The following is a 23,527-nucleotide window of genomic DNA, read 5'->3' on the forward strand; positions in this document are numbered from 1 at the left end:
CCCCTAGGCGTAACGCCTCCCGTTCAGTGGGGTCGGACCGGCACGGTCTGTGCCGTCTTCCAGACCATACCCCCGCACTTCTTCCAAGACTTGTTCGACTTCGCCCAGAGCTGTGAGCAGGCGCATCTGCTCTGCAGCATCTTGCTCGCTAATCTTGGACATAGCAAATCCGACGTGGATTAAAACCCAGTCGCCGATCTTCGGCATGTCATCTTCGAGCAGACCAAGCTGGACCTTGCGCCGCACTCCGGTTACTTCCACGACGCCTACAAGATTAGGACCGGAAACCAACTCGATAATCTTGCCTGGTATGGCTAGGCACATTGGCTAGCTCCTTCCCGGACGCACGATTCTCTAACATGAAGCTCATAGTTATCACTCCTGTTCCCGCGCCACCATCTCGAAGCAAAACTTCAATTCATCCTTGAGTTTGATCGCTCCTCCTGCCACGGAGATCGGTCTGATCCCGTAGTCGGTTTGCTTCAGAGTGAAATCGCCCGAAGCTCTCAACACCGTCCCGAAGATAGCGACACGAGCGGTGACCGGCAGCCTATGCGTGACGCCGTGGAGCGTCAGGCTGCCATCTAGATTGGCGGTGTACAAAGACTCTCCCATCCTGGTGATTGAGAACAGAGGTGCTTCGTAAACGATTTCGGGATACTTAGCTGTCTCCAACACTCGCTCGTTCATCAGCCTCTCGATCTCACGGCGGTCTTTATCGGAGATGTCGTCCTGAACGCTCAGCGAATTCGCCTTGATGCTCATTCGGAATTCGCTTCCCTGGATCGCTTCCGAACTGAAGTTCACGTCGCCGCTGAAGTTGCGGACGCCGATAGTCGGATTATGTCCCACTGCTGACAACAGTCCAGTGGCAAAGGCCTGCACGGTGAATCGGCTCGTCCTGGCGTCAACGATGTAACGAACCCGCGTGTTTTTTATTGTTTCCATTGAACTTGTCACAATGCTGCAGGCTCCATCCTGCTACGCGCCGTGTCTCTCTACATGGCCCGCATCTTTAGATAGCGTTGAACATCAGGCATCGCTACCTGGGCGAGATTGCCGATTCCTATTTGGGACATATACCGGCGAATGGACGGATTGGAAAGAATCAATCCAACTCCAAACACCACCAGGGCCACACCTCCCAGCATGTAAAGAGTTTCCTTATCGTTGCCTACTCCGTCGGTCGTTGACCCTTCCAGTTGCATCGACATATCGACGCTCCTTTGCCGCAGTTTTCTTTTCAAATAGCCCTCACACGGGTTCGCTTTCCAGGATTCTCTTAACCAACGTCTCGGCCGTCTTCACCGCTTGCTCCACGGCAACCTCAACAGGTTGACTGAGACCCACATATCCTTCGTCCCCACCCAGTGTGGCCGGTTCGCAGCCAACCAACAGAACTCGTTTTAGAGGCCCATGCATTGCGCTCGCCATGCGCAAGACGTTCATCGGATGCATGCTGTGCGGTTCAAGGAAGTTGCCCGACGGTTCGACAGTTTCGTTCGGGTCCAGTTCAACTACGGAGACTGTTCCCGGCGCTTGTCCGTGGGGATAGGCGTCGATGAGAATGGTGGTCTCATAACGGTCCTGTAAGGCGTAAACAAGGTCAAAGCCGCGGATACCGAAATCAACAACGCGTACTTCTTTGGGCAGCCTGCAGCCCGCGAGGCGACGCACAACTTCCACTCCAAAGCCGTCATCTCCAAGAAAGATGTTGCCGATGCCGGCGATCAAAATACGGGGTTGCAAAGCATCTTTTTTGTCACCCTGTTCTTCTTCCGGGAGCGGTTCAACTTCTGTCACTTTGAAAAAGAAGCGGTGACCCGGCTGACGCATCATCCCTAGGTCACGGCCAGGATCGTCCTCGAGAACCACACAGATGTGTTGCTGGCCTTCGTAGTCCTGTTCGATGCTCTCGACAGTCGCGATCTGGCCGCGTAGCGCAAGGTCAAGTATGTCCCCACCCTCATGGGGATGCAGGCGGACGCGACAGCCTGTCCGCACCTCGGCTCCTCCAATCATTACATGGTCGACCTGCTCCTTATCTTCGAGAAGGCTCCATTCCCATTGATTCATCGCGCCTCCTGCTTGAGTGGAGTCAACCCGCGCAACACGCCATGAAGTTTCATGAACTGCTCGTCCGGCATAGTCTCAGTGCGTTCCAGAATCTCTCGTGCACGGTCGTCGGATTGCCGCATCTCGCGTTTCTCATCGTCCGTCAGTGTGAGGATTCGCAGGGAGAGAATCTCGTCGATCTCGGTTGCGTCAAAGAGATTGCCTGCGCTCTCTGGAGCGATCTGCGGATAGTCATAGAGGATGATAGGCGACGATAGTATAGTCTGCGCACCATCTCCAACCAGCACTGGCCATGTCCCGATGTTGTTGCACAGGGCGGCAACATCTTTGAACTCTGCCGGAGGATCGAGCAGGGAGATGAACTCCCCTTGCTCTATCCCCAGAATAGTATGGGCGGACACCAGCGAGAACGCGAGTGCGTCTTCACGGTCCGTAGTTGCCAGAGGTTCGAAGGAAGAGAGATTGCGGACAAGGACCGTTACCCTGAACACTCCGTCCCGGCTCTGTGTTGAACCGAACTGTATCGATGCAATCAGGTTTTCCCACTCGCGCACAATCACTCCGATAGCCCTTCCCTGCTCATCATGCAGATACTCAAAATTTTTCCCCGCCGGAAACGCCAGATAGAGAGAAGCAAGCGACGAGAGCGTCGTAGGGTCGAGTGCTGCGGAGATGTGTTCCCGTTCAACAGCCTCCTGCCATGGCTGAAAGACACGGCCATCTATTTCGAGACCATCGACTGGAATGAACTCCGGTTCCACACCTTCAGGCTCCTCTTGTCCTGGAGCGCGAAGCTTGCCGATTGAGCGCTTCACTATCTGCAAGAAACGTAGCTTCACGGTGAGCGCTGTGGATGGAGTGGCCTTGACTAGGCACGCGGTCTGCATCATCCATGCCTCTGATCCCTGCTGCAGTTCGCAGTAAGCCCGGGGGCAAAGCACTCCGAAGTTCCAGCGTCGCTGATTTTTGACAGAAGACGGCCGATATGGATACAGCATGTATCCCTCGTAAAGCACAGCCTCAGCGATCTTTTCCACCCGATCCAGATTCACGATTTCACCGCCACTTCCATGGGGAGAACTTGTTCAAGCGTCTGCTCCCAGCTGGGAATGCCGTGCTGCATCTTGTAGCGATAGAGGCGATCGAACACATCGCGACGCAAACTGAGCCAGACATTGTTGGGGTAATACACATCCATCATCTCGCGCCAGACCTTAACTGGAAGTTTGAATCTCGCCTCCTGCTCCCAGGAGATAGGCGCGACCTGCAGTCCCCTATCCGGCAGAGCATAGAAGACTGTGCCGCTAAAAAAGACGTTGAGAGGAATGTCCCCATCCGTTAGCCCTTCAAAATATTTGGTGGCAGCGACATTGAAGTCGAACGTGCAGGGGACGTGAAGATCAGCAACCGTGCTTGAGCCTGCGAAAGCAGGAATGACCATATTGAGGTTGGTCCAGAGCAGGCTGCGCAGCGTTTGACTCCACCTGTCGGGCGTTCCGAAGAGGTCAAGCATGCGCTCTTGCTCCTCTGCAGCATAGCGTCGACGAGTCACTTCAATCTGAATCTGACAACGTAGAGCGATGGTGTGGATCGTCTCATCGGCCGCTGCATTTCTGATCTGGAGTCTGAATGCAAGTGTGGGCGCAGCTGCAAATGGAACAACGCTCGCTCCATCGATCTGAAAGCTTAGATCAGGCATTGGCTTCTCCGCTAACCGCATCCGCCTTCGATCGCAGATCGGAGAAGAATCGGCCTATCTCTGACCAGACATCGGCTCCGCCGGAGAGGCCTCTCCAGTTGGTACGGATCAGCCCCACCAATTTGTAACATTCATCGATCGGGGCGATGTAGTACTCTGCCCGTGCAAGCCCATGAGCATGGCCTACCCGATTGACCAGCAGAGCTTCGATATCGGGCTGGAGTCGGCTCAACGCTTGATTGCCCATTGCAATCTCATTCCACGCTTCCAGTGGAAGCAGCGACTCGACCGCTCCCGCCGGACTCGGATAGAGCGCGACGACCCTGCCTTCAATGCTCGAGTGAAAGAAGAACGCCATATTGATCGGAATGAGCAGGCTCTCCCACTGTCCGTCGGTGATCTCGAAGTCAGTCAGATACTGAGCACGTCGGGAGACACGCTTATACTTTGACTTCTCCATTCCGTCGAAGAGCATCGCGCATGCGTCGCAGGCACAGAGTATCTGCCGTGATGCCAGTCCCACCAAATGCGGGTGGTCCTGCTCCAGTCCAGCGCTGCACAACTCGCACTGCTCCAGTGGACGCGATGCGGAGCGTCGCGCACGGGTGAACTGACGAAGCGCTCCGAAGGCCTGTTCGAATGGTGGCAGGGGCTCTTCATTCATAGCGAAACCCTTTTCGTAGTAGTCGAAGACGTTCTCAATCGACACCTTCTCTTTCCAGGAAATTGCCGCCCAGCGAATTGCCGGCGAGTCGCTGACCCATTAGACTTTCCAGTGTCACAAAGCCTGCAGGTGTTGGCTCCTCAAGCCCAAGAACTTCTAACGATGTCACGTCCGGCGCAAACTCATACATTCCGCCTTCCACAATCGACCGCAGATCGGTCGTAGAAGATCCGCAGCTATGACCCGAAGTCGACAGACGAACACGAACGGCACCTTCGTGCACGCCCTCAAGTTCAACCGTGCAGGAGAGTTTGCGTAGACGAGGACGCATGCGTTCTATTGCTTTTTGTACGCGGGTTTTGAACTCGTCCGGATGCAGAGAGTAAAGCAACAATAAGTTACCGACCATTGGATCCTGGCCCATCTTGTCAACGATACCTGGAGCAAAATTGCCAGCATCGAAGACGATCTCCATCGCCCGTTCCAGGCCTCTCCCATGCACCTCCATAAGAAGTTGCACTAACTCCCTGCCCGCAGTCTTTGCGGCGCTATCCGGCAGCTCGTCAAATTGCGCGACCAACTTACCCAACTGCCGGACTTGTTCTTGGAACTCTCCGTCGTTAGCCACACGCCTCCTTCAACTCTCGATCGTCACGAGCACGAACTACGGCTGGAAGCCAAACATCGGCGAGTGGGAGGTCTCAAGTACCTTTCCATTCCCGAGGTACATGTGAACGCCGCAAGGCAGGCACGGATCGAAGCTGCGCACGGCGCGCATGATATCGATTCCCTTGAATTTATCCGGCCCGTTCTCCTCGAAGATCGGCGTATTCTGCACCGCATCTTCGTAAGGCCCAGGAGTTCCGTACATATCGCGAGGATTGGCGTTCCACGGAGTAGGCGGATAAGGGTGGTAGTTGGCGATCTTGTGATTGCGGATCACCACGTGATGTGACAAGACTCCGCGCACCGCTTCGTGGAAGCCGCAGCCGATCGCCTCTTCGGGCACCTTGAAATCGTTCCAGGTTTTCGTGCGGCCGGCATGCAACTCCGCCAGCGCCTGTTCGGCAAAATAAAGTGCAGCCGCCGCAGCGTAAGCCTGGAAGTAAGTCCGAGCGCGATCTCGCTCAATGGCATTGCTCCACTTGGGAATCTTCCACTCAAGCTCTACCTCCGGAAGAGATACAGTTTTGGGCAGGTAGATCTTGACGCTGTGCCCAGTTGCCTTCACATAGCCAATATCCACAATGCCGGCCAACGCGGTTGCCCAGAAGCGCGCGATCGGACCGCCGCCCGTATCGAGTGCAAGGTAGTCTTTTGTCCTCGCGTCATACCAACGCGGAGACATCACCCAGGTGTACTTATCCTTGAAGTCGCGCTTCTGCGGCCTGGGCAGCGTGCTCTGGTTCCAGGGGTGGCGCTGATCGACTGGATTGCCCAGCGGATCTTTCCTGACGAAGGTCTCGGAGTTCTGCCAGTCGTCGTAGTAGGAGCTGCCCAGCAGAATCCGGATGTTCAGGTTGATATCCACCAGATCTGTCGTTACCAGCTTGCCATCGACCACGACGCCCGGCGTGACAAACATCCCGCGGCCCCAATCCGTCATCTTCTGATAGGTGTAGTCGCAGACGTCGGGATTATTGAACGAGCCCCAACATCCGAGAAGAATCCGCCGACGGCCAACCTCTTCGTATCCGGGGAGAGCTTCGTAGAAGAAGTCGAAGAGATCGTCGTGGAGCGGCACGACCTTCTTCATGAACTCCACATACTTCATCAGCCGGACGATATAGTCCGTAAACAATTGCACGGTAGGCACCGTACCTACGCCGCCCGGATACAGAGTGGAAGGATGCACATGACGGCCTTCCATCAGGCAGAACATCTCGCGCGTGTAGCGGCTCACCTGTAGCGTCTCGCGATAGAACGATCCCGTGAACGGATTAAGAGCAGTCATGATGTCGCCGATGGTGCGGAAGCCATGCAGCTCCGCATGTGGCGCAGCGGTCTTTGTTGCCTTTTCCCAGACGCCCGGATTGGTCTCCTTCACCATCTTCTCGCAGAAGTCCACGCCGACGAGATTGTCCTGGAAGATGTTGTGGTCGAACATGTACTCGGCGGCCTCGCCCAGGTTCACGATCCACTCTGCGATGGCCGGCGGCCGCACACCAAAGGCCATGTTCTGCGCATACGTCGCGCACGTAGCATGGTTATCACCACAGATACCGCAGATACGGCTGGTGATGAAGTGCGCGTCGCGCGGATCTTTGCCTTTCATAAAGATGCTATAGCCGCGAAAGATGGAAGAGGTACTGTGACACTCTGCAACCTTGCGTTTGCCAAAGTCGATCTTCGTGAAGATGCCGAGACTGCCGACGATCCGCGTAATCGGATCCCAGTTCATCTCTACCAACTGGCTCTTGTCGGCCTCTGCCTCTGTATGTACAGCGGTAATCGTACCCATCGTGATCTCTCCTTGGCTTCGTTAGTAGGATTTGGATTGGTAGCCTGTGGTCAGTTCCGCGCGACGATGCCGCCACTTCGGCTCTTTGTTTACCGTGTCGTTGGTCAGCTTACGCAAAGCTCGAATCGCCTTGCCATAGACGCCGATCGCGCCGCTCGACAGCTTGCCGCCAGGCGGCTCATCCATAAACGGCATGAACTTGTCTGGGAAACCCGGCATGGTGCAGCCAATGCAGATACCGCCGACGTTGGGGCAACCGCCGATGCCCGCCATCCAGCCGCGTTTCGGTACGTTGCAATTCACCACAGGCCCCCAGCACCCCAGCTTGACGATGCACTTCGGTGAACCATAGGAAGTGGCGAAGTCGCCCTGCTCGTAGTATCCCGCTCGGTCGCAACCCTCGTGAACTGTTTTGCCGAACAGCCATGTTGGCCGCAGCTGATCGTCGAGAGGAATCATCGGCGCTAGACCGGCCACCTGATAAAGGAGATAAAGAAGTGTCTCCATAAAATTGTCAGGCTGCACCGGGCACCCTGGAACATTTACGATCGGAAGGCCAGCTTTGGACTTCCAATCCCAGCCCAGGTAATCCGCGAGCCCCATACAGCCCGTGGGATTGCCCTCCATCGCATGAATACCTCCATAGGTTGCACAGGTGCCGCAGGCCACGACAGCGAGCGCTTTGGGTGTGAGACGATCGATCCACTCATTGGTAGTAATCGGCTGGCCCGTGTTCGGATTTGTTCCCAGTGCGGCCCAGTAGCCTTCCTTCTTGATCTTTTCGTTGGGGATGGACCCCTCCACTACCAGCACGAAAGGTTCGAGGTTTCCCTCCTCTGCCATGTACCAGTACTTCATAAAATCATCGCCAACTTCGTACGCGAGCACAGGATTGTGCAGGTGGACCTTGGGCAGACCGGGAATCGCTCCCAGGAGAACGTCCTCGATACTAGGCTGTGTAGCCGCGGTGATGGATACTGAGTCTCCATCACAACCCAGACCAGCGGTAATCCACAGAATATGCAGTTCAGCCACAGCAGGATTCTTCTGAGTGACTCGGCCGTAAGGAACTGTTTCTTGAGCCATAATCTGGTTCTCCTCTTCGGATTTGGGCTGGTCTTGCTGAAGATGCAGGCCGCGTCCCGAGACGCCAACCTGAGGTGCGAATCGCTTGGGCGGGACTCTCCTGCGATCGGCGAAGCGTAGCCAGTAGAGAGGTCGCCATGCAGAACCCGCAAGCGGGACTGGCCCTATTTCTTTCTCATACTTTTTACTTACCAGGGAATAGGGGATTACCCGATGCGAATTCTGCAAAAACGTTTGCTATGCGAATAGCATCGGATCCAGATATTGCAAAGAAATTGACATGAACGAAACGTCGCGCCGTCTAGCCCAACAGGGACTAACTCGGGGTCTCACAGACACTCAACCTCTCAACCTGTCTTCTCGTCGATCTTCCACTGAATTGCATGCTGGATTAGCTCTCGCCCGCTGTGCAGGTGGAGCTTTTCTTTGATGTGAGCCTGATAGGTCTCAACGGTCTTGACGCTGAGGTGCAACTCCTCGGCAATTTCGCGCGTACCGCGGCCCTCGCCGATCAAGCAGAACACCTCCAACTCTCGATCAGAGAGCGTGGAGATTCGAGAGTGGAGCGCCGCCGGAGAGCCCCCAATATACTGTTGAAGCATCTTGTTGGCCATGCGATCGCTTAGATATACCTCGCCGCCAAGAATGCGGCGCACGGCAATCAGCACCTTCTCCGTAGCCTCCTGCTTCATGATGTAGCCGTTCGCGCGAGCGCGCAGTGCACGCTCCGCATAGATAGCCTCATCGTGCATGGAGAGAATCAATATCGGTAGATCTGGATAAGAGGCTCGAATATTTTTGAGCAAGTCCAACCCATCAGGACCATTGAGAGAGATGTCTACGATCATGATGTCTGGCCTCTTCTGAGAGATCGCCTGCATCGCAGCCTGCGCCTCTTCGGCCTCGCCGCAGACTTCAAGATCCTTCTGCTGGTTGATCAATAGAGCCAGTCCCTGACGCAAAAGTGGATGGTCGTCGACTACGAAGACGGTCCTCTTGCCCACATGAGATTGCTCCGGAATGTTTGTCGCGGCCATAGTCTACCTGCCGGCTTTGAGCGGGAAGATGCAGATCACTGTCGTTCCACCTGGCAGCTCAGGTGCAACCTCGAGCGTTCCGCCGATCACGCCTGCTCGATAGTTCATGATGTGAAGTCCCATGCCATGATTGTTTTCGCGGCGTTCGTCGATGCCGGCTCCGTCGTCATTAATCGACAACGTACCGCGGTCATTCTCACCCGACAGGCGAATAAGGATTTTACGTGCGTGGCCATGCTTCAAGGCGTTGTTCACGGATTCCTGAGCGATATGGTAGAGGTGGGTGGCCATCGCGTCGTCATAGATCAAAACGGCAGCTTCGCACTCGAAACGACAGGATATTCCGTAGATATCCTCTACCTCCGCAGCCCAGAGCTGCAGCGCTGACATCAGTCCATGGGCATCGGAGACGACTGGAAGTAGACCTCTCGCCAACTCTCGCGTCTTGTAAATCGCCTCATTCACCAGCCGGACGATCTTGGCTGCATCGCTGGCCTCGGCCAGGCATTTTTCCGCCAACTTCGCCTCATGAACCTTCGCCATAAAGGCGATGCCCGTCAGATGCTGCCCCAGACCGTCATGGAGGTCCTGACCGATGCGCCGCTGCTCCCTTGAGCTGATGTTCAGGAGAGCTTTCTCCAACTGCTCGCGCTCGGTAATGTCGATGCCGGTAGCGATGATGTGGTTCGGCGTTCCATTATTGCCCGGCAACATGGTGCTTGACCAGGCAATGAGCCGCTTCGTCCCGTGCCGCGTTACCCAATAGCTTTGGTAGTCCTCCGGTAACAGATCCGCGCTCAGTTGCGAAAAAATTGACTTGAAGCGGTCCACCTCCTCGGGGACAAGAAAAAATCCCAGATGCGCTTGCCCCGAACCTCCTCCAGCAAATATCCAGTGGTCAGCTCACAGGCTCGGTTGAATCGCGTGATGCGTCCATCGGGATCGAGAACAACGACCAGCGCACCGACAGTGTCGAGAATGGCAGAGACGACGTTGCGCTCCTGGTGGAGCGCCTCCTCCGTGTGCTTCAGGTCAGAGATATCAAAGGCTACACCGTGAATGAACCAAGGCTGGCCGTCGGGCCGGCGCATCATCTTCGCATCGCAGTGGAACCAGATCACGTGCCCATCGCGTGCGATCACACGATAGGACGACCGCAGCGGCTTGCCTGAGAGAAACATGCCCGCGGCCTCCAGGCTCCAGCGCTGCTTATCGTCCGGATGAATGTGTTCATACCAGCGGATAGGGTCCTCCAGCCACTCCTCTCGTGAGAACCCGAGCGCAGCCTCGATCTGAGGGCTGACGTAGGCCTCGCTGATGCCGCGATCCAGATAGACCATGAAAACCACGGCAGGAATTTGTTCCAGTAGCGCGCGGTATTTGGCTTCGAGGCTCGAAGTGTGAACCTCAGGGGCCTGCGTTGATGGATCGTCAGTTGGCTGCTCACTCTCGGAGGGTGAAGACTGTATTTTGCCCTCGAACAGACTTGCCAACTCGAGCAGAACCGCCTCCGCCCCGCTCAGGTCTGGCAGCAGCGTGATGTCTTCAACGCTAGTAGCCTTGCGGTCTTCCCAGTCGGCCTTTGCAAGTGAAGCCATTCTTCGCTCCCTTCTGCTTGGCGCTTCGTGATCAGCGTTGTTTACCCTAGGAAGTACTTTGCTGCCGCCAGCTTGGCACCTTGTTCAGCGATGCCTGGGTGAATTTGCGCAGAGCGTGAATTGCTCGTCCATAAGTCTGAATAGCTGCTGAGGACAGAAGCGATCCGGGTGGCTGGTCCATAAATGGCATAAACTTATCCGGGAATCCTGGCATCGTGCACCCGATGCAGATGCCTCCTACATTCGGGCAGCCGCCAATCCCGCTCATCCATCCACGCTTGCCGACATTGCACTGGACCACAGGCCCCCAGCAACCCAATTTCACGATGCACAACGGCGAACCATATTGTTCTGCAAATTGCGCCTGCTCGTAGTAACCACCACGATCGCAGCCCTCATGCACCGTGCTGCCAAAGAGCCAGGTAGGACGCAACTGCTCATCGAGGGGAATTATAGGTGCATGTCCGGTAGCCATGTAAAGCAGATACAGTAAAGTCTCCATAAAGTTGTCCGGCTGGACAGGACATCCCGGAACACAAACGATCGGCACCGCAGCCTTTGATCTCCACTGCCATCCCAGATAGTCAGGCAGCCCCATGCACCCGGTTGGATTGCCCGCCATCGCGTGAATTCCCCCGTAGGTCGCGCAGGTTCCAACCGCAATCACCGCCCAGGCATAGGGGGCCAGACGGTCGATCCACTCGCACGTCGTAATTGGCTGCCCGGTAGTCGCATCTGTGCCGAGCGACGCCCAGTACCCCTCCGGTTTATTGTTCTCATTCGGGATGGAACCCTCAATCACAAGGATAAAGGGTTCCAGCTTCCCCTCCGCAGCCAGATGGAAGCGGCACAGAAAGTCTTCGCCAACTTCGGTAGATAGAAAAGGATTATGGAAGTTCACCTTGGGAATCCAGGGAATTCCCCTAGGACCACATCCTCAATGCTGGGCTGCGTTGCGGCCGTCATCGCGATTGTGTCTCCGTCGCAACCTAGCCCCGCGGCAATCCAAAGCACATCGATTTCTTTGATCGGCGGCTGATCGCAGCGCTCCACGAATCCCCCTTGGGATTGCGTTCCGGCAAGACGTTCCATAACATCTTGTGCTCGAAAGAGCACTTAGGCAAGTCAGGCATCCATCAATCCCTTCGAGAGATCCCCGACTCCGCAAACAGCGCTCCGATGAATCAGGCTCGCCCGGCGAACTCTCGCGTCTCTGTATTCACCTTGATCTTTTCGCCTTCCTTGATGAACAACGGTACGCGAATCTCCACACCTGTCTCCAGTTTGGCTGGCTTAGTCACGCTTCCACTCGAAGTGTCGCCGCGAACGCCTGGTTCGGTGTACGCAACAGACAGTTCCACTTGGACCGGCAGCTGCAGCCCGATGGGATTGCCGTTATATTTGTCGATCTGAATCAGAACCCCCTCAACCAGCAGGTCCAGTGCATCCCCTACAATCTCATCGCTGAGGGAGAGAGTTTCAAAACTCTCCTGGTCCAGAAAGTACGAGCCATCTCCGTCGCTGTAGAGGTAGGATGCTCCAACCGTCTGCAGGTCCGGTTCCTTGAACTTGTCGCTGGCCTTGAACGTCTTATCGAAGACCGCGCGTGTAAGCATGTTGCGCATCCGCAAACGAACCAACGTCTGCCCACCCCGAGCCGTCGGAGTAGAAATGTCAGACTCCAGGCAGCAGAACGGAACGTTTTCGAACTCGAAGAACATCTTGCGTTTTACGGCGATGGCATCGATTAATACAGCCATAATTTCCTCAGATACAAAGTTGGACGTACAAATTCGCACCTGGCTGAGCGTCTCTCATTGCCTACGCTGCGAATGATCATAGGATAACAGGGCGCTCATCATCAGCTCTGGGTTGGCGGGCCAGCGGACCGGTTCGTTGACAGGAAAGTCGGTGCTCAGCGATTGAGTCCCACTGCAATCAAGGCGCCCGCACGTGGGTGGCTCGACACCCGAGTTCTTCCACCGCGCATTCCGCTTCGGAGCAGAGCAGGTGAGGCGTTTCAGGCTGGCGAAGAGTTGGACAGGAGGGCTACTACCCCTCGCTCCGACCGCTGAGACCACAATTCTAATGATGAGGGGAGGTGCTGGCCTGACACGCATTTAAGGCAGGCAGGCCAGCAGAAGTACGGAGTTCTGAGGGAAGCTAAATTCCTAACAAGATGCGCTTTGACCGGCAGGCTTACCGTCTCCGTCCAACCTGAAGCTCGTCGACATCGTCATCGTCGTCGTCTTCCTCTTCGTCGTCATCGTCCTCATCATCGTCTTCATACTCATCCTCATCTTCTTCGTCATCGACTTCTTCGTCGTCATCCTCGTACTCACCGTCCTCATCCTCGTCTTCTTCCTTTTCGTCGTCATCGTCCTCAAACTCGTCACCATCATCGTCGAGTGCTTTCTTTGCGGCGCTCAAGGAATCGGTCGTGGAGGACTGCACGGCCGTATCAAGGGAGCTGTTTTCAAAGGCGGCAAGTAGGTTCAGACCCAGGGGGAAGAAGGTTGCGTTGAAGTCGAAGGTGAGGGTCTCGAGTGCCATAAAAATCTCCTGTTGAAAATGTGTACTGGAATAGGATGCAGCAGACTGAAAAAAGTGAGTGTGAAAATTCACTTTTCCTTGAATTTGAAGCTTAGGGCAATCTGGCGCTTCTGTTTAGGAAAGCGTCGGCCCGGGCGGAAAAAGAGGCTTCGCGGCCCGGCCTCTGAGAAGTGTGGCATCGCCTCGAGGCCGGGAGCCAGTCGGTAGTTCACCTATCTTTCATGCGACCGAACTGCTGTCAAGCTTCGGAGAAGGGTTGGAGTTGCTTCTCCGTAGGTGGGTTGGTCGATAGGCTGACAGCGATCAGACACAGCAGAGAGGCAAGCAGCGCTGGAAGAATAGCATCGCGCTTGCTGATGACCGCCGGAAGATGAGAGTGGATAAAGCCGGTATCCCAGAAGACCGTGACGAACGTGCCCACTGCAATACTGGCCACGGCACCCGCTGCAGTCGCGCGTCTCCAGTAGAAGGTGGCCAGGATGACCGGCGTCAGAGCAGCGCCATAAATCGTATAGGCGTAGAGCGACTTCTTCAGCACCGACTCGATGTGGAGCGACTGGTAGAGCGCCCACAGACCGAGCAGGACCACCATCAAACGAGAGACCGCAAGAGTCTTCGTGTTGGAGGCCTTCGGATTGATATAGCGGAGGTAGATGTCGTTGACGAGGTTAGTCGACGGCGAAAAGAGCCAATTATTCGCTGTGGAGATAATCTTCGCGAAGATGGCTCCCATCAACAGCGCGCCCAGCAGGCGAAGCGGAGCCGAACCAGAGAAACCGTGGAGCCCAAGGTAAGCGAGAATCTCGCGGGGCCGCGAATGAACCTCTCCACCCGGAAAAAGACTCGATCCGGTGACGGCGAGAGCAACGATCACTGTCTCCAGAACGACTGTACCGATGATCCAGCCAACAACTGCACGCGTGGCGTCCTTCTCCGACTTGGCAGAGAAAAACTTTTGATACATCGACTGATTCCCGAGCAGCAGAAGACAAGTGGGAAGAAACAGCTCAAGCCCTTGAATGAATGTGAGATCGCCCAGCACCTGAAAGTGTGTCGCTGGAAGGCTCGAATGCACCGCAGACCATCCCCCGGCGTGATGTACCAGGATAGGTAGCGCGATAAGCATCGTGAAGGTAGCGAGAAGGCCGATCGCAACATCCATATAGGCGACAGATGCCATGCCGGCAATCGCTGTAAAGACGATGACGAACGCAGCAATAATGTATTTGCCGAAATCAGGGGCTATCAGGTCCGGGAAGATCAAGTGAAGAATATCGCCCCCACCCACAAACTGGTAGCTCGTAACAGCCGTGTAGCAGAAGAGAATCGCGATGACGCCAAGCACACGTGCCGCCTGGTTATAACGGGCCTCGAGCAGATCGGGGATGGTGAACTGTGCGAACTTCCGTGCACGTGGAGCGATGAAGTAGATCAGCAGAAGGCCGGCCCAGCCGCCACCTCCTTGCCAAAGCGCCGCGAAGCCATGCTTGTAAGCGTTCTCCGCCCCACCGAGCAGCGACCCCGAGCCGATCCAGCTCGACAACAGCGTAAAAACCAGGACGAAGGCGGGCAGCGAACGGCCCGCCACTAGGTAGTCAGCCTTGGTCTTCACTTTGCCAAGACGCGTCAGTGAAACCGTGAGCAGGGTGACGACAATAACCGATAGAACGATCGCATAGAGATTCATTAGGTTAGGTCAGTGTACTGTCTGGCAGCCGATTCCCGCACCGTTCGTCTCGCATTCAAGATCACGAAGCCGTCGGCGAGAGGAAGATTCTCACGTCTCACCAGACCCGGCAGGTCGGCGCGTGCACCATACGCTGACCAGCTTTGCAGCTGAAGGCCTTCTGAAACTCAGGCATATTCGAAACCACGCCGTTGATGCGCGCATACCCTGGCGAGTGGGGGTCCGTGATGGCGCGAACCCGCAGTACCTCGGGACGCTCATTCTCACACGCCCATTGCGCCATCCCGACGAAGAAACGCTGATCCGGACTAAAGCCGTCCGCACTCGCCAGCTGCTGTCCCGCGGTCTGCTTCTTCCAGGCGATGTAAGCCAGCAGCGTCCCGCCCAGGTCGGCCACGTCTTCGCCACTGGTCAGCTTGGAGTTGATATGAATATCGTCCACAACGATGTATTGTGCGTACTGATCGCGAATGCAGTTAATACGGTCCTCAAAGCCCTTGGCGTCCGCAGGCGTCCACCAGTCGCTAAGATTCCCTTTATCATCGAACTGCCGCCCCTCGTCGTCGAAGGCGTGCGTGAGCTCATGACCGATGGTTGCTCCGGTGTTGCCGTAGTTTGGCGCGTCATCCAGCTTCGTATCGTACAACGGTGGTTGCAGAACGCCGGCGGGAAAATTGATATCGTTCATCTGCGGGTTGAAGTAGGCATTGACGGTAGGCGGCGTCATCCCCCATTCATTCAGATCCACAGGCTTACCTAGCTTGTGCCACTGGCGTGCGTCTTCGAACTGGTAAGAGCGCGCGACATTGCCAATGTAGTCGTCTGACTTTATCTCTAGCGTCGTATAGTCACGCCACTGGTTCGGGTATCCAATCTTATTGCGAATCACATGCAGCTTGCGCAGAGCCTCCTGTTTGGTTGCGGGGCTCATCCAATCGAGATTCTCGATCTCCTGCTTCATCGCAGTCTCGATCTGCTCCGTCATCAGCTGCGTCTTGGCCTTGGTATCGGCGGAAAAGGTGCGCTTGACGAACTCCTGCCCCAGCGCTTCACCCAGGTCCCGATCCACTCCACGGGTGCAAGTCTTCCAGCGCGGCGGCATCGCAGGAACGCCGCGCAGCGTTGTCGAATAAAAATCAAAGTCCGCCTGCTCCAAAGGATGCGAGAGGTACGGCGCTGCCGCTGTCAGAAAGTGAAATCGCAGATACCCGCGAAGTGCATCGACGGATTCAGTCGAAACCTCCGCTTGAACCGCATTGAAAAACTCTGGCTGCGAGACATTGACCTTTGCGACCCCAGGCGCACCCTGCGTATCAAGGTAGCGAGGCCAATCGAAGGCGGGCGCGATCTTGCCCAGTTCGCTAATCGTCATCATATGATACGTCTTATGCGGATCGCGCCGGTCCACCCGCGTAAGCGAAGCTTTGGCGAGCGCCGTCTCAATGCGAAGCGTCGCATCCGCGTCGAACTTTGCCTGCTCTGCAGACTCCCCGCCTAACGTGAGCAACTTCTGGATGTAGGCGACATATTGTTCGCGCAGCTTTACGCTCTTGTCGTCCGTCTTCAGGTAATAGTCGCGATCAGGCAGACCAAGTCCACCCGCCCCAAGCGACACGATCACCAGCGATGAATCAACCGCATCCTGATCCGTGCCGGAGTCGAAGAAGAAACTACCTGCATAGTCATGGTGCAGCGAGCTGATCGCCGTAATCAGCTCAGGCCGAGTCTTCAGGGCATCAATCCGCGCCAGGCCCGGTAGTGCAGGCTTCACACCCAGCGCATCGATCGCCGAGGTGTTCATGCATGCGGCGAAGTAGTCACCGACCTTCTGTTGAACCGGGTCGCGATTGGTCGCCTTCGCGTCCGCGTCGAGGATGCCCCAGAGAAACTGCTCATTCTCGTTGCCCAGCTTGGCGTAGACGCTCCACCCAGACTGGTCCGAAGGGATGGGGTTTTTCTTCTCCCATCCACCGCAGGAGAACTTATAAAAGTCGAGGCAAGGGTCCGCAGAGCGATCCAAACTCGAAAGATCGAGCGATGGCGAGTAAGGCATCGATTGAAGCGGCTGAACGGCCTCCTGCGCAGGAACGTGGAGCGCGGCGAGGAAGACTGCAGTAGCAGCCAGGGCGAGCGGAAGCTTCGAGGGCATGAGTTCTCCTGTGTGCACCATCCTAACTGTAAAAACACCCGCAAAGCACGTCCGATTCGTCCCTGGTGTGGTGCACCGGCGTTAGACTGATTCCTGTTACAAAAAAGGAAGCGGAAGGCGGAACAATGGCTGGTTTTTGGAATAAGTGTGCCGGAGCGGCTCTGGCAGCAACCGTAAGCGTTTCAGTGGCAGGGGCGCAGACCGCGCCAATCACCCTAAATGTCGATCTCACAGATGCTCCCCGAAAGATCCTTCACGCAACCGAAGTCATGCCGGTGACACCCGGGCCCATCACCGTCGTCTATCCCAAGTGGATTCCCGGAGAGCACGGCCCAACCGGACCCATCGAGAATATGGCCGGATTTTTTATCACCGCCAACGGCCAGCCCGTAAAGTGGGAGCGCGACAAGATCGATATGTTCGCCTATCACATCACCGTACCGCAGGGCGTCACGCAACTTGAGATGAAGATCGACTTCCTCGCATCGTCGGCTCTCTCCGGATTCTCCGCAGGCGGATCGACCAGCGAAAACCTCGCTCTCCTCAGCTGGAACACACTGCTGGTCTACCCTGCCGACAGCGACGCAAGTCAAGTCATGTTCACGCCATCGGTAAAGCTGCCAAACGGATGGAACCTCGGAACCGCGTTGGACAAAGACGGCGGCTCAGGTCAGACATCAACATTCAAAACCGTAAGCCTCGAGCAATTGATCGACTCGCCAGTCCTCGCCGGCCGATACTTCCGCGAGATCCCCCTCGCTCCCGAGATTTCGCCGAAGCACTACCTCGACATGGCAGCCGACGGCCCCGAACAGCTCAACCTGTCGAAGGAACACATCGCCGACTTCGACAAGTTGGTGCGCGAGACCGGCGCTCTCTATAAGTCGCGTCACTACGGCTCCTATCACTTCCTCGTAACTCTCAGCGACGAGGTCGCGCACTTCGGCCTCGAGCATCATCAGTCCAGCGACGACCGCGTGATGGCAACTACCTTCACGGACGATCGCGAGTTTGTCTTGGCCGGCCTTCTGCTGCCGCATGAGTTCACTCACAGCTGGAACGGAAAATACCGCCGTCCCGCTGGCCTCGCAACCAGCAACTATCAGAAGCCGATGGAGGGCGACCTGCTCTGGGTATACGAGGGTTTGACCGAGTACCTCGGCGACGTGCTCGCTGCACGCTGCGGCATCTGGACCCCCGACCAATACAAGCAGCGACTCTCCACCATCGCCGCCGAATACGACAACCGTCCCGGCCGCACCTGGCGCGATATTCAGGACACCGCAACTGCCGCGCAGATCCTCTACGCCGCCGGTGGCGGATGGGATAACTGGCGTCTCAGCGTGGACTACTACGACGAGGGCGAACTCGTCTGGCTCGATGTCGACACCACCATCCGCAAGATGACCAACGGCAAAAAAACCATCGACGATTTCGTCGCCAGGTTCCACGGCCTCGGCGGAGACACAAGCTCCAAGGTCGTTCCCTACACCTTCGAGGATGTCGTTGCGGGCCTCAACAGCGTCGTCGCGAATGACTGGGCCACCTTCCTGCGCACTCGCCTCGACTCAAACTCTTACCACGCCCCGCTAGGCGGCCTCGAAAACGGAGGCTATAAACTCACCTACACCGACAAGCCCAACGCTTGGAGCGCGCTCGAAGACAAGCAGAGTGAGTCCTTCGACTTCTGGTACTCCATCGGCCTGCACGCGAACAAGGCCGGTAATATCTCTGATGTTCTCAAAGGCGGAGTCGCCGACAAGGGCGGCATCGGCCCGGGAATGAAGATCATCGCGGTCAACGGTCGTGCCTACACCCCCGATGTGCTCAAGGCGGCCATACACGATGCGAAGGACTCCGGTCCATCCGTCGAGCTAATCGTCTTGAACACGGGTTATTACAAGGTCGTCAAGCTGGACTATCACGAAGGCGAGCGTTATCCGATGCTGGAGCGCGTCTCCTCTGTACCGGATCGTCTGGATGACATTCTGAAGCCAGCGGCGAAGTAGGATCAGGCTACAGGTTTTCCAGTAGATCCTATTGTAGGAATTGACGCCTGCGAAACCGAAGCCGCCGCTGCGGCGAGGTCGTTTTGCTCAAGAACGAGCAGACGCTTCGCCGCCGCTGCGGCTTCAATTTCGCTATTGATCTCAGCCCCCAGCAACAGCATCAGCCCCGTCAAATAGAACCACGTAAGAAGGATAATGACCGCACCCAGAGAACCATACGTCACCGAATAGTTGTTGAAGAAGTGAACATAGAGCCGGAGACCAATCGAAGTGATCAGCCACCCAACAATTCCGATCGCGGCGCCAGGAGTGAGCCAGTGCCAGCGGCTCCGCTTCACATCCGGGCCAAAGTAGTAGATGACTGCGAAAAATAGAGACAGCAAAACAGCAGCAAATAGCCAGCCAAAACCGCGTGCCAAAACCGCTACAAGCGCAGCCAGAAAGTGGTCGTAGATGTGCAGGTAGGAGAGGCGAGCGAGGAAGTCCGCTCCCAGGAGCGAAGCAAGCATCAGCGTAACCAGACCCATCAGAATACCGGTCACTCCGATGGCGGAGAATCTCGCGGCAAAGTAAGAGCGAGTCTCCTTGACCCTGTAGACGACATTGAGCGAATCCTGAATCGCGGAGAACCCAACCGAGGCGCTCCAAACCGCCGCCGCCAGCCCAAAGGTGAGCTTCCCCTCGTGGCGGCAGCCGTGGTCTCGTTGAAGGTGCCCAGCACCATCCCCATAGCATCATGCGGGATAACGATCGAGAGATAGCTCAGCAATGAGTAATAAATATGCGACGCGGAACGCGCTGCCAGCCCCAGCAGAGAAGTCGCGGTAAACAGACTGGGAAACAAGGCGAAGATAAAGTAAAAGCCCAGCTCCGCAGCACGACCTACCAGGTTGTCGTCGAGAAAAGATCTCCAGGTATGCTTAGCGACCACACCGACAGGGATCCCTTCAAGATTCCATAGAGAACGAAGTGGAGATCGAGACACAAGATCCCAGATTCGTCTCTGAATCCGTGCACCACGAACCGGATCGAGGGTTGGGTCGACAGATGAGATAGGGCGCTCCCTCCAGCCCGCTCGATGACTGACCGAGGCGTTCAAAACGAGCGTTCTGCCAAGCTAGATGCCGCTCCAAGCGCTAAGGTAGCCGCAATATGATTGTTTTCCACCGGGATCTGGTGCATAAGATCACCCTCGAGCATCTATTTATTGGTGAGATGAAATGCAGAGAGCGTGGCGAGCCAGACCGTTCGCAGTAAGAAAGATGGAGCAGCTCTGGCGGCTGGTCCGCGAGAGCCACGAACAACCGATGACCGGTACCTCTCGGCCAGTGGAGCTGGTAAGACCCGACGAACTCGGAGTCACTTTCATTGGGCACTCGTCGTTTCTCCTTCAGGTCCATGGACGAAAACTGCTCGTTGATCCAGTATTTTCAAAGCGCCTGATCGTACTCCGCCGGCAGCGACGCCCCGGCGTCCTGGTCGACGCGCTGCCCGCCATCAACGCGGTTCTTCTGACCCATGCGCACATGGATCATCTCGATATGGCCTCTCTTCGGCGCGTCATTCGCGCAACGCGGAAGCTCACCGGCCAGACCCCTGAGGTCATCGTGCCTCGCGGCGTCGAGGATCTCGTCGAAAGGCTGGGCTTCTCCAGAATCCACGGTCTTGCATGGTGGGAGCAGATTGAAGTACAAGGCCTGCAGGTAACCATGACCCCCTGTAAGCACTGGGGCGCGCGGATGTTTCGCGACACCCATCGAGGCTACGGCGGATATGTCGTTCAAGGCGGCGGCCAATCCGTCTATCACTCCGGCGATACAGCCTACTTCGATGGCTTCAGCGAGATCGGAGCGAGACTCAAGCCAGAGGTGGCCCTCCTTCCCATCGGCGCCTACTTTCCAGACAGCTACCGCTCCGTTCACACCAGTCCAGAAGAGGCTCTACGCGGCTTCGTTGATCTGGGAGCACAGCAAATGGTGCCGATGCACTACGGTACCTTCCGTCTCGGCCGGGAGCCAATGGAAGAGCCCCTTCAAAGACTCGAAGTAGAAGCCAGACGACTAGGCATCAAGGCGAAATTAAAAAATTCTCGCGGAGGGCGAGACAATGCACCTTTGTCAGGCGACCAGCATCGGATAACGTATGGCTACTTCAACTGTGAATGCGAAAGCAAGCGGAACGTTTTCGATCGGCGGGGACCTCCCCGTCAACCGCATGGGATATGGCGCGATGCGGATCACCGGCGACGGAATCTGGGGCGCCCCCAAAGACATCGAAGGTGCAAAAAAGTACTGCGACACGTCGTCGAACTCGGCATCAATTTCATCGACACAGCAGATGCCTACGGCCCCGAGGTTAGTGAACAGCTTATCGGTGACGCGCTATCTCCATACGCCAAGGGTGTCGTCATTGCAACCAAAGGCGGCCTGACCAGGCAGGGTCCGAACAAGTGGCTCCCTGTAGGACGCCCGGAGTACCTGACCCAACAGGTTGAAATGAGCCTGCGAAGGTTGAAAGTTGAGCGGATCGACTTATGGCAACTGCATCGCATCGACCCAAAGGTGCCCGTCGAAGAGTCGCTCGGCGCGATCAAAAGCCTCCAGCAGCAGGGCAAGATCCGCCACATCGGCTTGAGCGAAGTTAAGCCTCACGAGATCGACCAGGCACGCAAGGTGGTCGAGATTGTGACCGTACAGAACCAGTACAACATAGGCGACCGTCAACACGAAGACGTCGTTGAGTACTGTACCAAACACAATATTGGATTTATCCCCTGGTTCCCCGTCGCAGCAGGCAAACTCGCTCAGCCCGGTGGCAAGCTCGACTCCGCCGCCAAGAAGCATAATGCGACTGTCTCCCAACTCTCACTGGCATGGCTGCTCCACCGTTCCCCGGTAATGCTGCCCATCCCAGGTACGACGTCCGTACAGCATCTGGAAGAAAACGTGGCCGCCGCTGAGGTCAATTTGTCCGCGGCCGCATGGAAAGAGATAGAAGACTCCGCGAAATAACGACAAGCCCTTCGCTTACCGAAAAGAGCCGCCATGACGCGGCTCTTTTCATTTGTTCGATCGCCTCCACCAAACAGGAGCTGACTCATGGCCCCGCTAAGTCTTCGGCGAATTGATATCCAGAGGTTTGGTAGTAAGAGGGCCTACGTGGTCCTCCTGTGAATTCCAGCCCGGCAGCTCCTGCGAACCGGTAATCAGCCGCGCGCCATCGCTGAAGGTCAGGTACGTCCACGCCCACTGCCTGAAGACACCAAGTCGATTGCGAAAGCCGATCAGGAAGAAGATGTGAACCACCAGCCACGTCATCCAGGCCGGAAAACCGCTCCAATGCGCCTTGAACGGCCACTCGATCTTGGCTACCGCCGCCTTGCGTCCGATCGTAGCCATGTCCCCTTTATCAAAGTATCGAAACTGTTCGTCCTTGCCGCTTCCATCGCTGCCCAACCCTGCGGCAACCAGGCTGCCGATACGTTTCGCGGCATAACGGCCCATCTGCATCGCAGGCTGCGCCACACCTGGTACCTGCTCTCCGTCCTGCTCGAAGTGTGCCAGATCCCCGCAGATAAAGATCTCAGGATGCCCCGGTGGGTTCAGATGTCCATCGACAAACACCGCACCCCGCTTATCTGTTTCCACGCCCAGCATCTTTCCAAGCGGCGAAGCCTGCACTCCGGCCGCCCACAGCGTGACCACCGCATCGATGCGTTCTTCGCCGACCATCACATATCCAGGCTGCACATCGCGAACGTGAGCGCCCGTGCGCACCTTCACCTTAAGCTCGGCGAGCTGTTCCAATGCCTTTTGTTGCAGATCTTCCGGATAGGCAGTGAGTATATTCGGCCCGCCTTCAAGAATAAGGACCTGTGCCATCGAAGGATCGATATGACGAAAATCGCGCGCCATATAAAGCCGCGCAATGTCGCTGATCGCGCCCGCAAGTTCCACACCCGTCGGCCCGCCACCGATAATGACGAAGTTCAAAGCCGGATGCGTCCCGGCCTCCATCATCTGCCGCTCCGCCAGTTCAAAGGCCAGCAGCACCCGTCGGCGAATCTCGGTCGCGTCCTCGACGGTCTTCAGACCGGGAGCAAGCTTGGCCCAGTCGTCCCTGCCAAAATAAGAGTGCGTCGAGCCCGTGGCGATAATCAGGTAGTCGTACTCAAGCTGTACGCCGGTCTTCAGATGGACGCGCTGCAGTGCCAGATCAAAGCCGATGGCTTCATCCATCAGGACATCGACATTAGGGTGATCGCGCACAAGCGTTCGGATAGGTTGCGCAATATCGGCCGGAGAGAGCACCGCCAGCGCAACTTGGTATAGCAAAGGCTGAAACAGATGATAGTTTCTACGGTCTACCAGAGTGACGTCGACCGGAAGTTTACCCAGAGCCGTCACCGCATTGACGCCGCCGAACCCTCCACCCAGAATCACGACTCGCTTTCGTTCAGGTACGCTTCGTGCTGCCGCTGATAGCGCCATCATTCAGGCTCCTCGGTG

The 23,527-nt window shown here is 56.5% G+C and carries 22 protein-coding genes and 2 pseudogenes; 3 read left to right on the forward strand and 21 right to left on the reverse strand.

What is annotated here, in order from left to right; all coding sequences use genetic code 11:
• Positions 1 to 3 precede the first annotated feature (3 nt).
• The 18 genes from RBB80_RS01930 to RBB80_RS02015 all read right to left on the reverse strand — a co-directional run bounded on the left by RBB80_RS01930 (position 4) and on the right by RBB80_RS02015 (position 17,010).
• Positions 4 to 324: a HypC/HybG/HupF family hydrogenase formation chaperone gene (locus RBB80_RS01930; RefSeq protein WP_433966660.1), complete on the reverse strand. Its 321-nt coding sequence runs from the start codon at positions 322 to 324 to the stop codon at positions 4 to 6.
• 51 nt (positions 325 to 375) lie between these two features.
• The gene (locus tag RBB80_RS01935; RefSeq protein ID WP_433966661.1) at positions 376 to 948 is read right to left on the reverse strand and encodes a YceI family protein; all 573 of its coding nucleotides are present in this window, start codon (positions 946 to 948) and stop codon (positions 376 to 378) included.
• A gap of 50 nt (positions 949 to 998) precedes the next feature.
• Positions 999 to 1,214 carry a DUF6893 family small protein gene (locus RBB80_RS01940; protein WP_433966662.1) on the reverse strand — a complete coding sequence of 72 codons (216 nt, stop codon included), beginning with the start codon at positions 1,212 to 1,214 and terminating at the stop codon, positions 999 to 1,001.
• A 40-nt stretch (positions 1,215 to 1,254) separates the two neighbouring features.
• Positions 1,255 to 2,076: a hydrogenase maturation protease gene (locus RBB80_RS01945; protein ID WP_433966663.1), complete on the reverse strand. Its 822-nt coding sequence runs from the start codon at positions 2,074 to 2,076 to the stop codon at positions 1,255 to 1,257.
• A complete protein-coding gene (locus tag RBB80_RS01950) occupies positions 2,073 to 3,128 on the reverse strand; it encodes a hypothetical protein (RefSeq protein WP_433966664.1) in 1,056 nt (351 codons plus the stop codon). The genes RBB80_RS01945 and RBB80_RS01950 overlap by 4 nt, the downstream gene beginning before the upstream one ends.
• The gene (locus tag RBB80_RS01955) at positions 3,125 to 3,775 is read right to left on the reverse strand and encodes a DUF6084 family protein (protein WP_433966665.1); all 651 of its coding nucleotides are present in this window, start codon (positions 3,773 to 3,775) and stop codon (positions 3,125 to 3,127) included. Before RBB80_RS01955 ends, RBB80_RS01950 begins: the two co-directional genes overlap by 4 nt.
• A complete protein-coding gene (locus RBB80_RS01960) occupies positions 3,768 to 4,484 on the reverse strand; it encodes a DUF5947 family protein (RefSeq protein ID WP_433966666.1) in 717 nt (238 codons plus the stop codon). The genes RBB80_RS01955 and RBB80_RS01960 overlap by 8 nt, the downstream gene beginning before the upstream one ends.
• Positions 4,474 to 5,067 (reverse strand): NifU family protein, encoded by a 594-nt coding sequence (locus RBB80_RS01965; protein ID WP_433966667.1) that lies wholly within the window; start codon positions 5,065 to 5,067, stop codon positions 4,474 to 4,476. Before RBB80_RS01965 ends, RBB80_RS01960 begins: the two co-directional genes overlap by 11 nt.
• Before the next feature lie 36 nt (positions 5,068 to 5,103).
• Positions 5,104 to 6,900 carry a nickel-dependent hydrogenase large subunit gene (locus RBB80_RS01970; RefSeq protein ID WP_433966668.1) on the reverse strand — a complete coding sequence of 599 codons (1,797 nt, stop codon included), beginning with the start codon at positions 6,898 to 6,900 and terminating at the stop codon, positions 5,104 to 5,106.
• 21 nt (positions 6,901 to 6,921) lie between these two features.
• Positions 6,922 to 7,986 (reverse strand): hydrogenase expression protein HypE, encoded by a 1,065-nt coding sequence (locus tag RBB80_RS01975; RefSeq protein ID WP_433966669.1) that lies wholly within the window; start codon positions 7,984 to 7,986, stop codon positions 6,922 to 6,924.
• A gap of 347 nt (positions 7,987 to 8,333) precedes the next feature.
• Positions 8,334 to 9,023 (reverse strand): response regulator, encoded by a 690-nt coding sequence (locus RBB80_RS01980; RefSeq protein ID WP_433966670.1) that lies wholly within the window; start codon positions 9,021 to 9,023, stop codon positions 8,334 to 8,336.
• Between the two features lie 3 nt (positions 9,024 to 9,026).
• A complete protein-coding gene (locus RBB80_RS01985; RefSeq protein ID WP_433966671.1) occupies positions 9,027 to 9,854 on the reverse strand; it encodes an ATP-binding protein in 828 nt (275 codons plus the stop codon).
• Entirely contained in the window at positions 9,821 to 10,621 is an 801-nt protein-coding gene (locus tag RBB80_RS01990; protein WP_433966672.1) for a PAS domain-containing protein, read from the reverse strand. The genes RBB80_RS01985 and RBB80_RS01990 overlap by 34 nt, the downstream gene beginning before the upstream one ends.
• A gap of 46 nt (positions 10,622 to 10,667) precedes the next feature.
• Positions 10,668 to 11,522, reverse strand: coding sequence for a hydrogenase expression protein HypE (locus tag RBB80_RS01995; RefSeq protein WP_433966673.1), 855 nt, complete (start codon positions 11,520 to 11,522; stop codon positions 10,668 to 10,670).
• Positions 11,523 to 11,805: 283 nt separating this feature from the next.
• Positions 11,806 to 12,381, reverse strand: a complete 576-nt coding sequence (locus RBB80_RS02000) for an elongation factor P (RefSeq protein WP_433966674.1) — start codon at positions 12,379 to 12,381, stop codon at positions 11,806 to 11,808.
• 439 nt (positions 12,382 to 12,820) lie between these two features.
• Positions 12,821 to 13,174: a hypothetical protein gene (locus RBB80_RS02005; RefSeq protein ID WP_433966675.1), complete on the reverse strand. Its 354-nt coding sequence runs from the start codon at positions 13,172 to 13,174 to the stop codon at positions 12,821 to 12,823.
• A 238-nt stretch (positions 13,175 to 13,412) separates the two neighbouring features.
• Positions 13,413 to 14,861 (reverse strand): sodium:solute symporter family protein, encoded by a 1,449-nt coding sequence (locus RBB80_RS02010; RefSeq protein ID WP_433966676.1) that lies wholly within the window; start codon positions 14,859 to 14,861, stop codon positions 13,413 to 13,415.
• A gap of 97 nt (positions 14,862 to 14,958) precedes the next feature.
• Positions 14,959 to 17,010 (reverse strand): M13 family metallopeptidase, encoded by a 2,052-nt coding sequence (locus tag RBB80_RS02015; RefSeq protein WP_433966677.1) that lies wholly within the window; start codon positions 17,008 to 17,010, stop codon positions 14,959 to 14,961.
• A gap of 125 nt (positions 17,011 to 17,135) precedes the next feature.
• Between RBB80_RS02015 and RBB80_RS02020 the strand changes: the two genes are divergently transcribed.
• Entirely contained in the window at positions 17,136 to 19,019 is a 1,884-nt protein-coding gene (locus RBB80_RS02020; RefSeq protein WP_433966678.1) for a M61 family metallopeptidase, read from the forward strand.
• A 2-nt stretch (positions 19,020 to 19,021) separates the two neighbouring features.
• Here the strand turns inward: RBB80_RS02020 and RBB80_RS02025 are convergent, their stop codons facing one another.
• A complete protein-coding gene (locus tag RBB80_RS02025) occupies positions 19,022 to 19,639 on the reverse strand; it encodes a YihY/virulence factor BrkB family protein (protein ID WP_433970058.1) in 618 nt (205 codons plus the stop codon).
• The gene (locus RBB80_RS02030) at positions 19,558 to 19,950 is read right to left on the reverse strand and encodes a hypothetical protein (protein WP_433966679.1); all 393 of its coding nucleotides are present in this window, start codon (positions 19,948 to 19,950) and stop codon (positions 19,558 to 19,560) included. The genes RBB80_RS02025 and RBB80_RS02030 overlap by 82 nt, the downstream gene beginning before the upstream one ends.
• 376 nt (positions 19,951 to 20,326) lie before the next feature.
• Here RBB80_RS02030 and RBB80_RS02035 point away from each other — a divergent pair.
• Together RBB80_RS02035 and RBB80_RS02040 are read left to right on the forward strand one after the other, a co-directional pair.
• A pseudogene (locus RBB80_RS02035) lies at positions 20,327 to 20,950 on the forward strand (MBL fold metallo-hydrolase); the annotation flags it as partial.
• A 211-nt stretch (positions 20,951 to 21,161) separates the two neighbouring features.
• Positions 21,162 to 22,030 (forward strand): annotated as a pseudogene (locus RBB80_RS02040) (aldo/keto reductase).
• A 96-nt stretch (positions 22,031 to 22,126) separates the two neighbouring features.
• Here the strand turns inward: RBB80_RS02040 and RBB80_RS02045 are convergent.
• Positions 22,127 to 23,509, reverse strand: coding sequence for an NAD(P)/FAD-dependent oxidoreductase (locus RBB80_RS02045; protein ID WP_433970060.1), 1,383 nt, complete (start codon positions 23,507 to 23,509; stop codon positions 22,127 to 22,129).
• Positions 23,510 to 23,527: the final 18 nt, after the last annotated feature.

Source organism: Tunturiibacter gelidiferens (assembly GCF_051013345.1).
In the GTDB taxonomy this organism is placed as follows: Bacteria; Acidobacteriota; Terriglobia; order Terriglobales; family Acidobacteriaceae; genus Edaphobacter; species Edaphobacter gelidiferens_A.

What these genes read in the sequence shown, in the direction of transcription:
- RBB80_RS01970 (WP_433966668.1), bottom strand. Translation starts at nt 6,900, where the DNA reads ATGGGTACGATTACCGCTGTACATACAGAGGCAGAGGCCGACAAGAGC.
- RBB80_RS02015 (WP_433966677.1), bottom strand. Translation starts at nt 17,010, where the DNA reads ATGCCCTCGAAGCTTCCGCTCGCCCTGGCTGCTACTGCAGTCTTCCTC.
- RBB80_RS01940 (WP_433966662.1), bottom strand. Translation starts at nt 1,214, where the DNA reads ATGTCGATGCAACTGGAAGGGTCAACGACCGACGGAGTAGGCAACGAT.
- RBB80_RS02005 (WP_433966675.1), bottom strand. Translation starts at nt 13,174, where the DNA reads ATGGCACTCGAGACCCTCACCTTCGACTTCAACGCAACCTTCTTCCCC.
- RBB80_RS01975 (WP_433966669.1), bottom strand. Translation starts at nt 7,986, where the DNA reads ATGGCTCAAGAAACAGTTCCTTACGGCCGAGTCACTCAGAAGAATCCT.
- RBB80_RS02000 (WP_433966674.1), bottom strand. Translation starts at nt 12,381, where the DNA reads ATGGCTGTATTAATCGATGCCATCGCCGTAAAACGCAAGATGTTCTTC.
- RBB80_RS01955 (WP_433966665.1), bottom strand. Translation starts at nt 3,775, where the DNA reads ATGCCTGATCTAAGCTTTCAGATCGATGGAGCGAGCGTTGTTCCATTT.
- RBB80_RS01990 (WP_433966672.1), bottom strand. Translation starts at nt 10,621, where the DNA reads ATGGCTTCACTTGCAAAGGCCGACTGGGAAGACCGCAAGGCTACTAGC.
- RBB80_RS02020 (WP_433966678.1), top strand. Translation starts at nt 17,136, where the DNA reads ATGGCTGGTTTTTGGAATAAGTGTGCCGGAGCGGCTCTGGCAGCAACC.
- RBB80_RS02010 (WP_433966676.1), bottom strand. Translation starts at nt 14,861, where the DNA reads ATGAATCTCTATGCGATCGTTCTATCGGTTATTGTCGTCACCCTGCTC.
- RBB80_RS01980 (WP_433966670.1), bottom strand. Translation starts at nt 9,023, where the DNA reads ATGGCCGCGACAAACATTCCGGAGCAATCTCATGTGGGCAAGAGGACC.
- RBB80_RS01930 (WP_433966660.1), bottom strand. Translation starts at nt 324, where the DNA reads ATGTGCCTAGCCATACCAGGCAAGATTATCGAGTTGGTTTCCGGTCCT.
- RBB80_RS02045 (WP_433970060.1), bottom strand. Translation starts at nt 23,509, where the DNA reads ATGGCGCTATCAGCGGCAGCACGAAGCGTACCTGAACGAAAGCGAGTC.
- RBB80_RS01945 (WP_433966663.1), bottom strand. Translation starts at nt 2,076, where the DNA reads ATGAATCAATGGGAATGGAGCCTTCTCGAAGATAAGGAGCAGGTCGAC.
- RBB80_RS01935 (WP_433966661.1), bottom strand. Translation starts at nt 948, where the DNA reads ATGGAAACAATAAAAAACACGCGGGTTCGTTACATCGTTGACGCCAGG.